This is a genomic window from Psychrobacillus glaciei, assembly GCF_008973485.1.
GTDB lineage: Bacteria > Bacillota > Bacilli > Bacillales_A > Planococcaceae > Psychrobacillus > Psychrobacillus glaciei.
On the sequence record NZ_CP031223.1, the window covers coordinates 3,780,295 to 3,794,854 of the forward strand.

General features: G+C 36.3%; 15 protein-coding genes. 4 read left to right on the plus strand and 11 right to left on the minus strand.

The features are described 5' to 3' along the window. Window positions 1-153: 153 nt before the first annotated feature. Entirely contained in the window at window positions 154-1,290 is a 1,137-nt protein-coding gene (locus PB01_RS17810; RefSeq protein WP_151701411.1) for an MFS transporter, read from the plus strand. A gap of 188 nt (window positions 1,291-1,478) precedes the next feature. Here PB01_RS17810 and PB01_RS21560 read toward each other — a convergent pair whose 3' ends face one another. Beyond that, complete coding sequence (locus tag PB01_RS21560) at window positions 1,479-1,625, minus strand: hypothetical protein (protein ID WP_225986096.1); 147 nt, start codon at window positions 1,623-1,625, stop codon at window positions 1,479-1,481. A gap of 168 nt (window positions 1,626-1,793) precedes the next feature. Between PB01_RS21560 and PB01_RS17820 the strand changes: the two genes are divergently transcribed. After that, complete coding sequence (locus PB01_RS17820; RefSeq protein WP_151701412.1) at window positions 1,794-2,276, plus strand: GNAT family N-acetyltransferase; 483 nt, start codon at window positions 1,794-1,796, stop codon at window positions 2,274-2,276. A gap of 41 nt (window positions 2,277-2,317) precedes the next feature. On the opposite strand, the gene PB01_RS17825 is transcribed toward PB01_RS17820, so the two are convergent. The 6 genes from PB01_RS17825 to mntR form a co-directional block, all read right to left on the minus strand. Then, on the minus strand, window positions 2,318-2,791 hold the full coding sequence (locus PB01_RS17825) for a DUF4064 domain-containing protein (RefSeq protein ID WP_151701413.1): 474 nt from the start codon (window positions 2,789-2,791) through the stop codon (window positions 2,318-2,320). A gap of 603 nt (window positions 2,792-3,394) precedes the next feature. Continuing rightward, entirely contained in the window at window positions 3,395-3,676 is a 282-nt protein-coding gene (locus tag PB01_RS17830) for a GNAT family N-acetyltransferase (protein ID WP_151701414.1), read from the minus strand. A gap of 33 nt (window positions 3,677-3,709) precedes the next feature. Further along, window positions 3,710-4,678, minus strand: coding sequence for a ring-cleaving dioxygenase (locus tag PB01_RS17835; RefSeq protein ID WP_151701415.1), 969 nt, complete (start codon window positions 4,676-4,678; stop codon window positions 3,710-3,712). Between the two features lie 165 nt (window positions 4,679-4,843). Beyond that, the gene (locus PB01_RS17840) at window positions 4,844-5,755 is read right to left on the minus strand and encodes a DUF1002 domain-containing protein (protein ID WP_151701416.1); all 912 of its coding nucleotides are present in this window, start codon (window positions 5,753-5,755) and stop codon (window positions 4,844-4,846) included. Between the two features lie 139 nt (window positions 5,756-5,894). Continuing rightward, window positions 5,895-6,755: a CvfB family protein gene (locus tag PB01_RS17845; protein WP_151701417.1), complete on the minus strand. Its 861-nt coding sequence runs from the start codon at window positions 6,753-6,755 to the stop codon at window positions 5,895-5,897. Window positions 6,756-6,812: 57 nt separating this feature from the next. Next, window positions 6,813-7,232, minus strand: a complete 420-nt coding sequence (gene mntR, locus PB01_RS17850; RefSeq protein WP_151701418.1) for a transcriptional regulator MntR — start codon at window positions 7,230-7,232, stop codon at window positions 6,813-6,815. Between the two features lie 432 nt (window positions 7,233-7,664). Between mntR and PB01_RS17855 the strand changes: the two genes are divergently transcribed. Then, on the plus strand, window positions 7,665-9,356 hold the full coding sequence (locus PB01_RS17855) for a methyl-accepting chemotaxis protein (protein WP_151701419.1): 1,692 nt from the start codon (window positions 7,665-7,667) through the stop codon (window positions 9,354-9,356). A gap of 496 nt (window positions 9,357-9,852) precedes the next feature. Here PB01_RS17855 and PB01_RS17860 read toward each other — a convergent pair whose 3' ends face one another. Continuing rightward, window positions 9,853-10,107: a late competence development ComFB family protein gene (locus PB01_RS17860; protein ID WP_151701420.1), complete on the minus strand. Its 255-nt coding sequence runs from the start codon at window positions 10,105-10,107 to the stop codon at window positions 9,853-9,855. 117 nt (window positions 10,108-10,224) lie between these two features. Here PB01_RS17860 and PB01_RS17865 point away from each other — a divergent pair, with 117 nt between their 5' ends. Further along, window positions 10,225-10,380: a lmo0937 family membrane protein gene (locus PB01_RS17865; RefSeq protein WP_151701421.1), complete on the plus strand. Its 156-nt coding sequence runs from the start codon at window positions 10,225-10,227 to the stop codon at window positions 10,378-10,380. A 28-nt stretch (window positions 10,381-10,408) separates the two neighbouring features. Here PB01_RS17865 and PB01_RS17870 read toward each other — a convergent pair whose 3' ends face one another. From PB01_RS17870 to PB01_RS17880, 3 genes are read right to left on the minus strand one after another with little or no spacing between them, the layout of a single operon-like run. Next, window positions 10,409-11,515, minus strand: coding sequence for a GNAT family N-acetyltransferase (locus tag PB01_RS17870; protein ID WP_151701422.1), 1,107 nt, complete (start codon window positions 11,513-11,515; stop codon window positions 10,409-10,411). Between the two features lie 19 nt (window positions 11,516-11,534). After that, on the minus strand, window positions 11,535-13,616 hold the full coding sequence (locus tag PB01_RS17875) for a heavy metal translocating P-type ATPase (RefSeq protein ID WP_151701423.1): 2,082 nt from the start codon (window positions 13,614-13,616) through the stop codon (window positions 11,535-11,537). Next, window positions 13,603-13,989 (minus strand): ArsR/SmtB family transcription factor, encoded by a 387-nt coding sequence (locus tag PB01_RS17880; RefSeq protein ID WP_151701424.1) that lies wholly within the window; start codon window positions 13,987-13,989, stop codon window positions 13,603-13,605. The genes PB01_RS17875 and PB01_RS17880 overlap by 14 nt, the downstream gene beginning before the upstream one ends. Window positions 13,990-14,560 lie beyond the last annotated feature (571 nt).

A 14,560-nucleotide genomic window follows, 5' to 3' on the forward strand; every position in this document is an offset into this window, starting at 1 on the left:
AGGCTTGCCCTCTTTTTCCAACCTTATCTCACACTATCCCTATTATTAAGTAAATACTAATATCCTATTCCTCCTTGTACCTAATTTAAAACTGAAAAAGTAATAAAAAAGTGCTACACTAAGAAAAGCTGAATATAGAAATGAGGAACATAATTGCGCTTGTTTGTCTACACTATTATCTTTTTCTCTTTTTTTGACCTATTTACCCAGTTGCCTATTATGAGTCCTTTCGCTATATCACTAGGAGCTACACCATTTTTAACGGGGTTAGTTGTTGGTATGTATTCACTTTCCAATACTTTCGGAAATATCATTTCAGGCTTTTTAACCGATAAAAAAGGTCCTTTTTATATATTAATATTTGGTCTATTTGCAACAAGTATTTCCTTGTTTTTATACCAATTCGTAATGGAACCAATGGGTCTTTTGTTAGTGCGCTTTATCCATGGATTAGTTGCTGGTTTTATTGTTCCCGCAGCATTTACTTATTCCGCTAATCAGACAGCATCTGAAAAAAGAGGAAAAGGTGTTGCTTTGTCAGGAGCGTTCGTTGGACTAGCTGCAATCGTGGGTCCTGCAATGAGCGGAATATTAGCTAGTAAACAAAGCGAAGTATTTGTATTAGGTATTACTGGCTCTATTATGCTAATTTTAAGTGTTTTATCTATTTTTTTCTTAAGATCTGTTTCTATTGTAAAACATATAGAGGGGAATAAAGGTACTACTTCTGTAACAATTATAGACCTTTTCAGAAAAAATGGATTGGTTAAAGCATTTTCAGGTGCATTCTTTTTAATGTTTTCCCAAGGTGTTTTAGCTTATATGCTTCCATTAAAAGTGCTTGATCTTGGTTTCGATTCTAAAACGAGTGGTTTATTACTTAGTACTTTTGGTTTTGTAGCAATATTGATATTCGTGCTACCTATAAATCGTATTTTTGATCGTGTTAAGCCTATTAAAACACTAGCTTTCGGAATGGGACTTATGGGAGTAAGTATGTTGTTACTTGGACAAATGGAGAATTTACAATGGATGTACATTTGTATGGGTTCTTATGGAATAGGATTCGCTTTTATATTCCCATCTATTAACTCATTACTAATTGATACCACTGAGCCAACATACCGCGGGAAAGCATACGGCTATTTTTATGCATTTTTTTCAATAGGTGTCGTAGTGGGTTCAAGTATCACCGGGCTACTTGCACTCACTGCAAAGGGTGGTTTTTTCTTTACTGGAGTAATATTAATCCTCATATCAGTCAGTTCGTTAGCAAATAGCAATAAGTAAGCGAGGCTTCCATTGAAGGAGTACCTCGCCGTTTCCATCCTCTTCTTCTACTGAATTTTACTTTTTTCTTGTACTTCTTCGTTGTAATATTGAATACTTGTCATGGCACCTTCGTCATCCATTATATTGCCAGAGATATCATTTGGATCTGGATGGTCTGCAGTCGTTAGATCCGAGTGATTATACTTTTATGCTTCCATATACGTGTTTATTTTTGCTTTAGTATTATTAAATGCTTTCATCGCTTTATCACGATTTTCTTTTTTGCTAAAATATGCATAAGCACCTGCAGCCAGTCCTGCAAGTAATAATTTTTTATTGCTACTTTTAGCCATTTCGATACCCTCCAATTAGTAGAGATTTTATTCCAATTCTATTACTTACCCTAAATTTCTCTTTACTAAGCCCTTTTTTATTCCGATCCATATATAATTATTACACAATGGTAGAAGATTAATCGTATATTTGATATGATAACAAAAAGAATTTAGAGGTGATTTCAAATGATTAGGGCGATCACATTAAAGGATATAGCAGCAGTTCAACAAATCGCAAAGATCAGTTGGAACGACACGTATAAAGATATTATTCCAGATGATATACAACAACTTTTTTTAGATAAAGCATACTCCAACACAATGCTTGCTAAACGAATTGAAAAAACTATTTTTTTATTAGTTGAATATGAGGATGAACCAGTAGGATTTGCTAACTTTACTTACGTAGATGAAGATGGAGATGCTGAATTGACCGCTATTTATGTGTTACCAGATTTCCAACAAATAGGTCTTGGAAAAAAAATGCTACTTGCCGGCTTGAATGAGATGCCTAAAGGCAGGCAGTTATTTGTTTATGTTGAAAGTGAAAATAATGGGGCTCGCATTTTCTATGAACGCTTTGGATTTGAGTGTTTAGAAGAATTTGATGAGTACTTTGAAGGTCATCCTTTATCCACAGCTAAATACGTATACTTACTCAATAACTAAAGTTAAAAACACCGAGCTACCCAGTAGGTCGGTGTTTTTACTTATAGTGGTTCGTTAACTGAGTAATATCCATCTTGTTCTGTATATTCTACTGGTGGCTTTCGAACGAAACACAAAATTGCAGCTACATATAGTAAAATCGAGGTTAAAGAAATAACTCCCGCTAATACACCTGCTAATATAAACATTATTCCGGCAAGCCTCGGTTTTTTATTTTTTGCAATGGACACAATTCCTATAATATTCAACACTAAACTAATAATTATAGCCGTTACCAAAACCCAACCTATAGTGTTTAACATATTCAGAACTACATCCGGGTTCTGAGTAAAATATTCAATATCCTGAGGTTCTATCGCCGGATTTGTTAGTATTTGACTTTCAAATGCAGCATTAAACCCTTCGTCTTTTAATGTAGTACTAGCTCCTATGACAAGCAGCGAAATTAGTATTATTGAAATCAAACTAAAAATTGCACTTATAACACCGAGAACAATTTCTCCTGTACGCTTCATATATATACCTCCATTAGTTAATAGTTATTCTACGATTAAACGCTAAAAAAGTTTCATCTAATGCCAGGCCTGTTGATTAGTTAATTATTCCCTTTAACATATGCAAATTAACTAGGTCAACCAACAAATTTTATTTTAGAAATAGTGCGCAGTATGCCTCCGCGCTTGCGATGGTGCTGGCTCATCGCTCCCCCCGCGGAAAGAGTACGCCTAGAGCGGAAATCCTAGTGGTTACTAAGTGGATCCGTTTCTAAAGTGGCTTCAAATTAAACACCGTAAACGTGTAAATGCAAATGGATTCTATGGACCTTTTTATAAATGTAAGAAAATGGGTAATGAAAAGGCATAGTCTAATGCTTAACTTCCTTCATATGATATATGTCAAACCTGTTTAATAGCACGCCAAAAAGGGTACAAATATACTATCACTTATCATAGAAAGGAAGATTCACGTGGAGAAAAAGTTAATTTTTAATCAGGCGGATTTCTTTTATACACTGGCAGGTGCATCTATATTAACTGGCATTTTGGTTTTTTTTACACATATTTAAAAATATAAAAGGCAATCCACTCTGAAAAGAAACGGATTGCCTTTTATATTTATTAAGCTTTTACGTCATCGTATTCGTTAGATTTGTTGAAAGCAGCAACAACGTAAGAACATACCGCTTCCATTTTCAACTCTTTTTCACGAGCATGTACTGCAGCTTTATCCAATAGTTTTTTAGCCACTCCTTGCCCTCTCAGTTCACCCGAGACGAAAGTGTGGTCCATGACCATCACGTCTCCAAGCAATGTCCATGTAATTTCACCAAGTTTTACACCATCTTGTATATATTGAAACGCAAATACATCATCGCCAAGCTCTTTGTATTGAAAATCCATTGTTTACCACTCCTTTTCTGAATTTTAACACACTCATTTATTAATTGACAACGGACGCAGAGACCTTTCGATTTGCGCTCTTTTTGGTTCTAAAAATGGAGGCAATGCCAGTGTCTCTCCCAATGTTTCCATAGGCTCATCGGTACTAAATCCTGGTTCATCTGTAGCTAATTCAAATAATATTCCATTCGGTTCTCTAAAATAAATAGATTTAAAGTAGTAGCGATCCACTAATCCTGACGTAGTGTAGCCCTGCGTACGCAATAGTTCTTCCCATCTTGGATAGTCTTCCATTGAAGGGACTCGGAATGCAACGTGATGAACGCTCCCACGGCCCGGTCTTTCCATTGGTAAATCTGTACGTTTTTCTAGATGGACTTCTCCTGCTGGGCCACCTGCGCCTGTAGTGTACACTAAAATATCCGGCATACCAATAATATCGGATGGATACGAACCAGCTAGCGCAAACCCTAATATTTCAATAAGCACTTTTTCAGTTGGGGCAGTATTGCGAACGGTAAGTTTTACTGGACCCAGACCGATTATTGCATTATCTACAGTAATTTCTTCTTTTTCCCAAGCCTCTCCATAAGGAATTCCCATTCCATCATCAACAATGAGCATCAGTCTAGATCCTTCAAAGTCTTCAAAGTAAAGTGTTTTACGACCAAATCTCTCTTTTATTTCATCCGTGGATACTTCCAATTTCGTCAATCTTTCTTTCCAAAATAATAATGCTTCTTCGCTTTTGACGCGGAATCCTGTATTGCTAATACTAGATACTCCAGGATATGTTCGACCCGCGTTAGGAATGTCAAAGTATGTCATATCCGTTCCAGGTGTACCTACTGCGTCTGCATAAAATAAATGATAAGAAGATGTATTGTCTTGATTGACACTTTTTTTAACTAAGCGCATCCCTAAAATTCGTGTGAAAAAGTCATGATTTTTATCTGCGTCTGCTGTTATGGCAGATACATGGTGTAATCCAGCTAATTTCATTGTCTAATCCTCCCACCTAATTTACCTCGAATTCAAGGTTGTTTTAATAACTTTATAAAAACTAATAAATAGAGTTTAAATAAATACATAGTATCTTCCTAAGATTCGCCTTTTTCATATTAAAATGCACCCTAATTGCCTCTTTAGACAAGCAGGGTGCAAAAATTATTTAAAAATAGAACGAATGGAATCTATTAGTTTATTAAAAAACTCTTTGACACTTTGCCAAAAGCCTTCATTATCTACTATCTTACCAATCTTGTCTTCAATTGTTTTACTAAGGTCGTTCAGTTGATCGCCCCACTTGCTAAAGTCAATGTCTAGTTTACGGATTCGATCCATCAAGTCTATCAAAAGCTGACGGTCTTTATCGGAAAGATCAATTTTCAACTTCGAGAGTTGCTCAGAAACAATTTTTTCTACATCTTCTCGTGAGGTAGGATTTTTTTCTGCAATTTGTTTTTTTATTTCTGTCAGTAATTCACTTACTTTTGCATCATCAATTCCCGCTTCTTTCGCAAGATTTGTTGCAACGGATAACTCATCGTTCGCTACGTCTGTTCGCTCTGGATCTAGTTTTCCACCAGTCACTTCGTATGCTTTATAAATACCTACCAATGCAGAGTGCCCTGTAACTGGTTTTGGAGCAGCAATTTCTACTACAGCATCATGGATTCCAGCTGTGAGCATCGCGTTTGCATACATTTCTGCCGTCACTTCTGTGATATTATCTGGAGTAACAATATTGATAACGAGACCCTTTCCAGCATCTTTCCTCGTAATTTTTGCAGATGAAAACATTCTAGCAGATGCATCGCCATCTTTTAAATACTTTGCTAAGTCCTGACCTGTTACTTCAATTTCTTGAATATCCGAGTTCTCTGTAATTTTTAGGCTTTCTTTTACACTTTTTTTCTGGTCTTCTGTTAAATTTCCACCAAACACTACAATAGGAGCACCGAACTTTTCGTTTACTGCCTCTGTAGACCCATCTGAGTCTGCAAATGTAATGGATGGCGCAATTACAACACCAACCATAATAATAGCAACTAGAAATGGTTGTAATAACTTTTTCATTCAAATAACCCCTTTCCTATCCATTCTCCCTTTAATACGAAAACAGGAGTAAAAAGTTCCGACTAATCGATTCTTTTCACTCCATTACCCAAATAAGAGACTATTAACTCTATGTTTGGTACTTATCTAAACTATTTTGTTACATTTTTAATTCTGTCCAACCATCGTTTTGAACAATTTTTCTTTCTTTCATCAGTTTACCGAGTGCTCGTTTAAATGCAGCCTTGCTCATCGTGAACATTTCTTGTATTTCTTCTGGGTTAGATTTATCTGTAAACGGCATTCTTCCACCTACATCGTTTAAATAACGGAAAATGGATTCCGCGTCATCGCCTAAACGTTCATGTTTTCGAGGTAATAGCGAGCCGTTAAGAGAACCATCTTCTTTTGTATCAATTATACGAACCTTTAATTCTTCTCCAAGTCTCGGCTCTTCCACACGTTCAGACTGATGAACAAAAATACGATAATTTTCCGGAACACTTAGTAAGAACGTTCCAACTGGAAGCAATCGATATGGTCTAGCTTGAAGATTTTGGTTTAATAAAGTAGTTGGTGCGTCTAAATATACTTCTTCTACACGATCTTCGGTTGCTAAACGTCCAAATAATTCTCCATCTTTGTCCGTACGAAGCGTCATGTATAAATGGTCACCATTTGCTGGCCAAAGTTCTTTTATTTTCGGTAAATCATCTGATTTTACTTGTACTTCTTTCGACGTGCCGATATCGACAAAAACTCCTTCTTTATCGGAAACTTTAATGACACGTGCCCATCCATATGTACCCTTTTGTATAGTTGGAAGTTGGGTTGTAGCGGATAAATTCCCTCTACGGTCAACGAACAAAAATACTTCTATCGTGCCCCCAACTTGCAAATCTTCTGGTGCTTCTGAAGCGTTCAATGGAATATCTAATTCATGATGCTCCAGTATCCATTTCGATCCTTCTTGTTCTTTTACTTGTAATTTTAATATTTCTCCAGATGCTGATCCTATCAATTTTACCGCTCTCCTTCTGAATTGCTTTATACGTCCTTTTGTTGGTTTTAAAAATAGTTATTCGATTTCACTGTCTTGCAATTCCAACAGTCTCGATTGAATAGAAGGATTTTCTTCTAGAAACAATACTAGATCCGCTATACGGTCTATGGAGTTCCAACTAAGATGATGTTCAATACCTTCTACATCCTTGTATATATTCTCTTCTTTTACACCGATAATTCGTAAGAAGTCTTCTAATAGATCATGTCTCTTAACTAGCTTTTTCCCCATTTTCAAGCCTTTTGTTGTCAGTGTAAGTCCACGGTATTTTTCATATATTAAAAAACCATCTTTATCTAACTTTTGCACCATTTTTGTAACGGATGATGGCAAGACAGATAATGCTTCCGCAATGTCAGACACACGAGCATATCCTTTCTGCTCGATTAACATATATATTTGTTCAATATGGTCTTCCATGCTTGGTGTTGGCATACGTATCTTCCTTTCATAACTACTTCATTTATTTTACTACATCCGCCTTACCATAACAAATACATACATACTAGCTTACTTAATTTTAGAAGAAGAAGATATTTTTAATAAACATTAAGTAAACAAATAGTTTTTTTTTATTATTTTCTGAAAATACTTGTTAGATTTGTAAAGTATCTTTATACTTGATTAGGTACAAATGCACAATTTCTTCATTATTAATACTAAACACTAATAACCATTTAAAGTTTTAGATATTAATTTGGACAAATTAGATTAGATGATTTACTCCATTCAACTTAGACCTTACATAATAGAATATATTCAGAAGAACATCCTTAATAATCGAAATGAGATGATATAACATCACAAAAAAGAGCGTGGGATTTAATAATAGATAAGAAAAATAATGAGAGTATAGAGGTGTTTTTAGTGAAATGGACAATCAGTAAGAAACTATTAAGTGGATTTATTGCTGTGTTATTAATTTTAACAATAATAGTTGGCATTAATTTTATCCAACTTACAAACGTAGATAATTCGTATCGAGATTTATTAGAAGACAAAGCAATGAAAGCTGTAAAAATAAAAGAACTACAAATAGCTGCGAAACAAGAAATGATAGCCATGCGGGGATATTTAGTAGTAGGGGATGAAAAAGCCTTTCAAGATTATTCTGACGCAGTTTCTGATTATAAGAAAAGTTATGAGTCACTACTACCAAAGTTTAAAAAACCGGAAGCAATTAAAATGTTAGAGGATATAAACCAGGTAGAGAATGATTATACGAAATTCTCCGAAAAGGTATTTCAACTAAAAAAACAAAATAAGACTAGTGAATACGTAAACCTTATCTCCACAGAGGGAAGAGATATAGTGAAAAGGCTTGATGAAAAAGTGACTATACTTTCCGATTTTCAAAGTAATTTATTAGCAGACGGAAGTTCAGAGAATACGTCATTCGTTCAAAAAACGAAAACATTGGCTTTAATCTTAGGTGTCATTGCAGTATTAGCAGGAGTACTCATCGCTCTTTTCATGGGACGTGTTATTTCCAAACCAATTATAGCATTAGCAAATTCAGCAAAGAAATTAGCCGAAGGAGACCTTTCTGTTAATGAAGTAATAGTAAAAAACAAAGACGAAATTGGCGAGTTAGTTCATTCCTTTAATGATATGGCGAAAAACCTTCGAATGGTAATTGAACAAGTTAGCCTAAACTCTGTTCATGTGGCATCCTCTGCGGAAGAATTAACTGCGAGTGCCGAACAAACAACACAGGCGACTAATCAGATCGCAACATCTATTCAAGATATTGCAAGTGGTGCTGAGACACAAGTACTAGGTGCAAATGAATGCTCCACTGCCATGCAAGAAATGACAATCGGAATTCAGCAAGTAGCAGAAACGTCTTCTAGCGTTTCAGAATCAGCAATTGAAACTAGCAAAGAAGCTCACCTTGGCAATGAATTGCTACAAAAAGTAATACGACAAATGAACACCATCAATCTATCTGTTGAAGACTCCGCTTCTGTTATTAGAAAGTTAGGGGGATTATCACAGGAAATCGGAAATATTATTGGAGTAATTACTGGAATAGCAGATCAAACAAACTTATTGGCATTAAATGCAGCAATTGAGGCTGCCCGTGCCGGCGAACATGGTAAAGGGTTTGCTGTTGTAGCAGATGAAGTGCGAAAGCTTGCAGAACAGTCGAAGGAATCTGCTGATCAAATAGCTGACTTGATCAATCAAATACAAGTTGACACTGGTCGAGCAGTAAATGTAATGGAAGTTGGAACTAAAGAAGTGGCATCTGGTATGACGGTCGTTCAGGAGGCTGGAGCCGGTTTTGAAAAAATATTAACATCGATAGAACAAGTAACTTCCCAAATTCAAGAAGTATCCGCTATTTCTGAGGAGATGTCAGCAAGTGCGGAAGAAGTAAATGCTTCTCTTGAAGAAATGGCTAGTATTGCTCAACTTTCTGCGTCCAACACGCAAAATGTGGCTTCCGCTTCTGAAGAACAGCTTGCTTCCATGGAGGAAATCTCCACATCCGCCTCTTCTTTATCTACCATGGCGGAAGACTTGCAAACATTAGTGAAACAATTTAAATTATAACTAAGAAAAATCCAAGCGTCCTTTAAGTGCATCTTGTCTTTACTATTTCCAGAGTGCTTTGGACGAAACATTGGCTACGCTATTACCGTTGGAATTTTTGTGGATCGTGAAGTGACTGCGTCACTTCTCGATCCATTTTTTCGGTAATCTTGTGGCAAATGTTTGTCTGTTGCCCTCTTGGAATTTGAAAGGACATAGTGCATTTGGTTTTGATAATGAGAGATAAGATGCTGTCCTATTCTTTTAAAAGCGGACGAAGATGCAATTTCGTCCGCTCAGCACTTCATTATCAATGGATACTATCTATTTTTTCTAGTACTACCTACTCTAATCATGCACCCACCGATTCATGTATACCGCGGACTATAGAAGTAAAAATAATCCATTTAAAGAATATACTAAGCTTTATCGCGGCGACTTCTATAAAAAAAACAAAAGTGTACTCAGCAATATTAAAGCTGGTACCCTTGACTTAAGGAGAATATTAATTGCGGGCTTAGTTACGATGGGGATACTTTCCTATAACATGTATAGATTGTATGATTCTCTTATTAATCCACTCTAAATTTTCCCGTGAATTCATTCGCTCAAAAACCGAATTTCTTCCTTGTTCTGTAGTTACATAATGTGCAGGTAATGTATTTAGACTCAAAGCAATAATATCCATTTCACACTGTGCACATTTACAAAAAGTTTGATATTCGGTACCTCTCATAAGAATTGTCACAATACTTCGCACAATTTCTTCCATAACATTTGTAAGCAATTTTATCTCTTCTTTCGTAAAAAAGTAACTGTATGTTTAATACTTTATCCTAAAGGGTAAAACTTTAATAACCACATGCTCTTTAAGAAAGGATGAAATTATATGGGTAAAATTTTATGGGCTATTATCGTTATATTAATCGTATTTTGGTTACTTGGTTTAGTATTAAAGATTGGCGGAGGCCTTATTCACGCATTATTAGTTATTGCCGTGATTGTTTTTATCATCCAACTTGTTACAGGAAGAAGATCGGTCTAAAATGAGGGATTGCCTAATAAGCAATCCCTCATTTTATTTTTGCATAAATACATGTATCTCTTAATCTTTTTCCATCAGCTGAGAGAGAATCTTTATGAAGTGTACCCTCCAATAAATAGCCAAGTCTTACCGCTACGGAGCGACTTCTTACATTTTCGCTATCACAACGAATTTCCACACGATTCGCATGTAACTCCTCAAAAGCAAATTGTGTAATACGTTCGCAGGCTTCCGTCATCAACCCTTTTCCTTCAAACTTGTTATCAATCCAATAGCCAATTTCAAATTTTCGAACATCCCAATCTATATGATGTAATTCGGAAGCCCCGACGAATTCACCTGTTTCTCTTAAAAATAAATAAAGTCGTAGATTCTTTCGTGTAATAAAATCAGCCATACCTTGACGTATATTAGTTGTCGTCTGTTCCAATGTTTGCATTTTTTGAGCCCATGGCATCCACTCTTTTAATGATTCATGCGATCCAATAACCGTTTCCCAAACTTTTGGTGCATCTTCTAACCTCGGTGCTCGAATAAGAAGCCGTTCCGTATAAAACTCCTCCGAAAAAGAGTTTAACTCATCTTTTTTCGTATTATTATTGAAACCATCGTCCCAAATAACAGGTGTAGCAGTTCCCTTTAAAAAATCATCCCTTGTCATGCCGTACGTTACTGCATCATAGTACGATTCTTCTTTTGGAGAAAACCATGCTTGACGTAACTGAGCCTCTTTCACAAATCCAGCCCTTTCAAACGTCTTTCGCATCGCAAAATTATCCTGTCTTGTATGGCCTTCTAAGCGAATTTTCACTTCAGGTAATTGAAAAATGTATTCTGCAACCATTTTCAAAGCACGTGGACCAAATCCTCTTCCACGCGCTTCATCTGCAATTCGTAAATCAAATAAAGGAATCTCATCTTGTAAATCATAAATTTTAACAATTCCTACTTGTTCATTCTCTTCATTTTCAACCCAAAATGTCTTCACTTCGTCGGATTGATATCCGCCTTCTTCTATAGTTTTTTCAATTAGTTCTCTGGCTGGATGTGAATTTCCATGATACGGCCATGTATTAGTTGTCATGAAATGGATGAGCTGTTCTTGCTCCTCCATCGTCCACTCTGTAAGCCTCATTTTCTTCCCCCCAAACGTACTACTTATGCATTTTTAATAGTCGCAAAGAATTCAACACTACTAGTAATGTCGCTCCCATATCTGCAAAGATGGCAATCCATAACGTTAACCATCCCGGAATGATGAGTAAAAGCGCGATGATTTTTAACCCTAATGCAAACATAATATTTTCTTTGATTATATGCAATGCTTTTCGACTTAATCGAATCGTATATGGAAGTTTCTCTAAGTCATCTGCCATTAATGCAACATCTGCAGTTTCAAGTGCAGCGTCCGTTCCTGCTCCACCCATTGCGATTCCCACAGTGGATGCAGCAAGTGCCGGTGCATCATTCACTCCATCCCCTACCATTGCAACAGCACCATATTTTTCTTTCAACACTTTAATGGCCAAAAGTTTTTGTTCGGGCATTAACCCTGCTTCTACATCGGTCATTCCTAGTTTAGCCGCAATGGCATGTGCAGTTCGTGCGTCGTCTCCGGTAAGCATGACGGTGTGTTTAATACCTGCATTTTTAAGATCTTGTAATACTTTACCGCTCGTTGAACGAATTGAATCTGCCACTGTTATAAACCCTTTATAAACGCCTTCTTCTGCAGCAAGCATCACTGTATTTCCTTCTGATTGTAGTAGTTCAATTTTTTCAATCAGTTCATTCGAAACGACGCTTAAAGAAGTAATCCAAGAAACACTACCCACTGACCACTTTTTACCATCTATAATCCCTTCTGCACCTTTACCAGTGACAGATTGAAATCCTTCTATTTCAACAGTGTGAATATGTTCTCTCGATCCATATTTCACAATCGCTCGTGCAAGTGGATGTTGTGAATACGTTTCAATAGACATGACTTTTTGAATAAAATCATTGGTGGATTCAGACTCTACAAGCGTAACTTCCGGATATCCTTTTGTTAAAGTGCCCGTTTTATCAAAAGCAATTGCTTGAAGTCTACCAATTTCTTCTAAGTGAATGCCACCTTTAATGAGTACCCCTTGCTTTGCAGCGTTTCCGATTGCTGTTACGATTGCTACTGGTGTTGATACAACTAAAGCACAAGGACAACCTACAACTAGTACTGCAAGCCCTTGGTAAATCCATGTTTTCCAATCAGCTCCGAATAATGGAGGAACAATTGCTACTAGAAAAGCTATTGCAATTATTGCAGGCGTATAATATTTCGCAAATTTATCGACAAACTTTTGCGAAGGTGCTTTTTCAGCTTGCGCTTCTTCAACTAAATGAATAATCTTTGCAATTGTTGTGTCTTCTACTCTTTTCGTTACTTGTACTTCCAAAGATCCTTCTTCATTTAACGTACCAGCAAACACTTCGTCGCCAATTGTTTTCATTGCTGGGACCGCTTCTCCTGTAATAGAAGCTTGGTTAACAGCAGATGTCCCTTTTAACACAATACCATCCATCGCAATTTTTTGCCCCGGTTTCACAATAAGCGTGTCATTTATTTGAATAAATTCAGTGTCTACTTCTACTAATTGGTTTCCTCGTCGAATCGTTGCAATTGGAGGAGCTATATCCATTAACTGACTGATCGATTGTCGTGCTTTATTCATGGAGTACGCTTCTAAAACCTCACTTACAGCGAACAAAAAGACAACAACTGCTCCTTCTCGCCATTCACCGATTATTGCGGCTCCAATAATTGCAATCGTCATAAGTGTCTTCATATCAAAATAAAAGCGAGATAGATTAATCAGACCTCCTTTAAATAAATTGAAGCCACCAATAATGATGGAAATAACGAATAATCCAACCGCAACTGGATGCATTTCTTCATATAAATAGGATGCGATAATTCCGATTGCTAAAAATATAAAAGAAATAGCTGTTAACACATTTTCTTTTCTCTTGAAAAAAGGAATCTTCTCTTGTGGACGTTGCTTGACCGGTACAACTTTAATGCCATCAAATGCTCCCGCTTTTTCGATTTCCTCTATTGTGGCAGTTCCAATGACTGAAACTTTGGATGCCCCGAAGTTCACATTTGCATTCATTACATCAGGTAAATTTTTTATATTGTTTTCAAATTTCATTGCACAGTTGGCACAGGTTAGATTTTCAAGTCTATATTCTTTCATGGCTGCTTTGTCCAATCTTCTCACCCTCTTCTACTGCATGTTCATACGCAATTTTAACTAACTCGTTTACATGATGATCAGCTAATGAATAGTAAACTAATTTTCCTTTGCGACGTGATTTTGCAAGAGATAAATCGCGTAAAAATCGTAAATGATGCGATGCGGTTGCTGTAGAAGATTCAATAATTTCACTTACATCACACACACAAAGCTCTTCTTCAATTGTGAGCGCATACGCAATTTTTAATCTTGTTTCATCTGCTAATGCTTTAAAAATCAGTGCTACCTTTGTCACATCTGGCAGTTTCTTTTTTACGGAAAATACAACGTCTTCATGTACTTTCGTTACTTCACATATATCCTTCGTTTGCACGTTTTCACCTCATTCAAATGATCGTTTGATTGTTATTCCTATTATATGTTCAAACTATTCAAAACGCAAGGACATTCAAACGGATATTTGAATGTGATTATTTATGCATCATTTCTGACAGGATAGAAATGATGCATAATGAACATAGGAAAAACGCAAAAGTCCTTTCAGTGCATTTTGTCTTTACTATTTTCAGAGTGCTTTAGACAAAGCATCAGCTACATTATTACCGTTGGAATTTTTGTGGTTCGTGAAGTGACTGCGTCACTTCACGATACATTTTTTCGGTAATCTTGTGGCGTATGTTTGTCCGTTGCCCTCTTGAAATAGGTAGTGACATGTTGCATTAGGTTTGGTTAATGAGAGATTAGATACTTTCCTATTATTTTAAAAGCGGACGAAGATACAATTTCGTCCGCTCAGCGTTTCTTTATCAATAAATGATATCTATTTTTTTCTCTGTTTCCGCTTACCTTGATAAGTAAAAGAAAGTACACCAATTTATTAATTGGACGAAGTATATTCTTCCCTGATTTAGGCTATTGATCGGAGCGGAAGGCGGCGACTCCAG

What these genes read in the sequence shown, in the direction of transcription:
- mntR (WP_151701418.1), bottom strand. Translation starts at nt 7,232, where the DNA reads ATGCCAACACCAAGCATGGAAGACCATATTGAACAAATATATATGTTA.
- PB01_RS17830 (WP_151701414.1), bottom strand. Translation starts at nt 3,676, where the DNA reads ATGGATTTTCAATACAAAGAGCTTGGCGATGATGTATTTGCGTTTCAA.
- PB01_RS21560 (WP_225986096.1), bottom strand. Translation starts at nt 1,625, where the DNA reads ATGGCTAAAAGTAGCAATAAAAAATTATTACTTGCAGGACTGGCTGCA.
- PB01_RS17865 (WP_151701421.1), top strand. Translation starts at nt 10,225, where the DNA reads ATGGGTAAAATTTTATGGGCTATTATCGTTATATTAATCGTATTTTGG.
- PB01_RS17870 (WP_151701422.1), bottom strand. Translation starts at nt 11,515, where the DNA reads ATGAGGCTTACAGAGTGGACGATGGAGGAGCAAGAACAGCTCATCCAT.
- PB01_RS17840 (WP_151701416.1), bottom strand. Translation starts at nt 5,755, where the DNA reads ATGAAAAAGTTATTACAACCATTTCTAGTTGCTATTATTATGGTTGGT.
- PB01_RS17820 (WP_151701412.1), top strand. Translation starts at nt 1,794, where the DNA reads ATGATTAGGGCGATCACATTAAAGGATATAGCAGCAGTTCAACAAATC.
- PB01_RS17860 (WP_151701420.1), bottom strand. Translation starts at nt 10,107, where the DNA reads ATGGAAGAAATTGTGCGAAGTATTGTGACAATTCTTATGAGAGGTACC.
- PB01_RS17875 (WP_151701423.1), bottom strand. Translation starts at nt 13,616, where the DNA reads ATGAAAGAATATAGACTTGAAAATCTAACCTGTGCCAACTGTGCAATG.
- PB01_RS17825 (WP_151701413.1), bottom strand. Translation starts at nt 2,791, where the DNA reads ATGAAGCGTACAGGAGAAATTGTTCTCGGTGTTATAAGTGCAATTTTT.
- PB01_RS17835 (WP_151701415.1), bottom strand. Translation starts at nt 4,678, where the DNA reads ATGAAATTAGCTGGATTACACCATGTATCTGCCATAACAGCAGACGCA.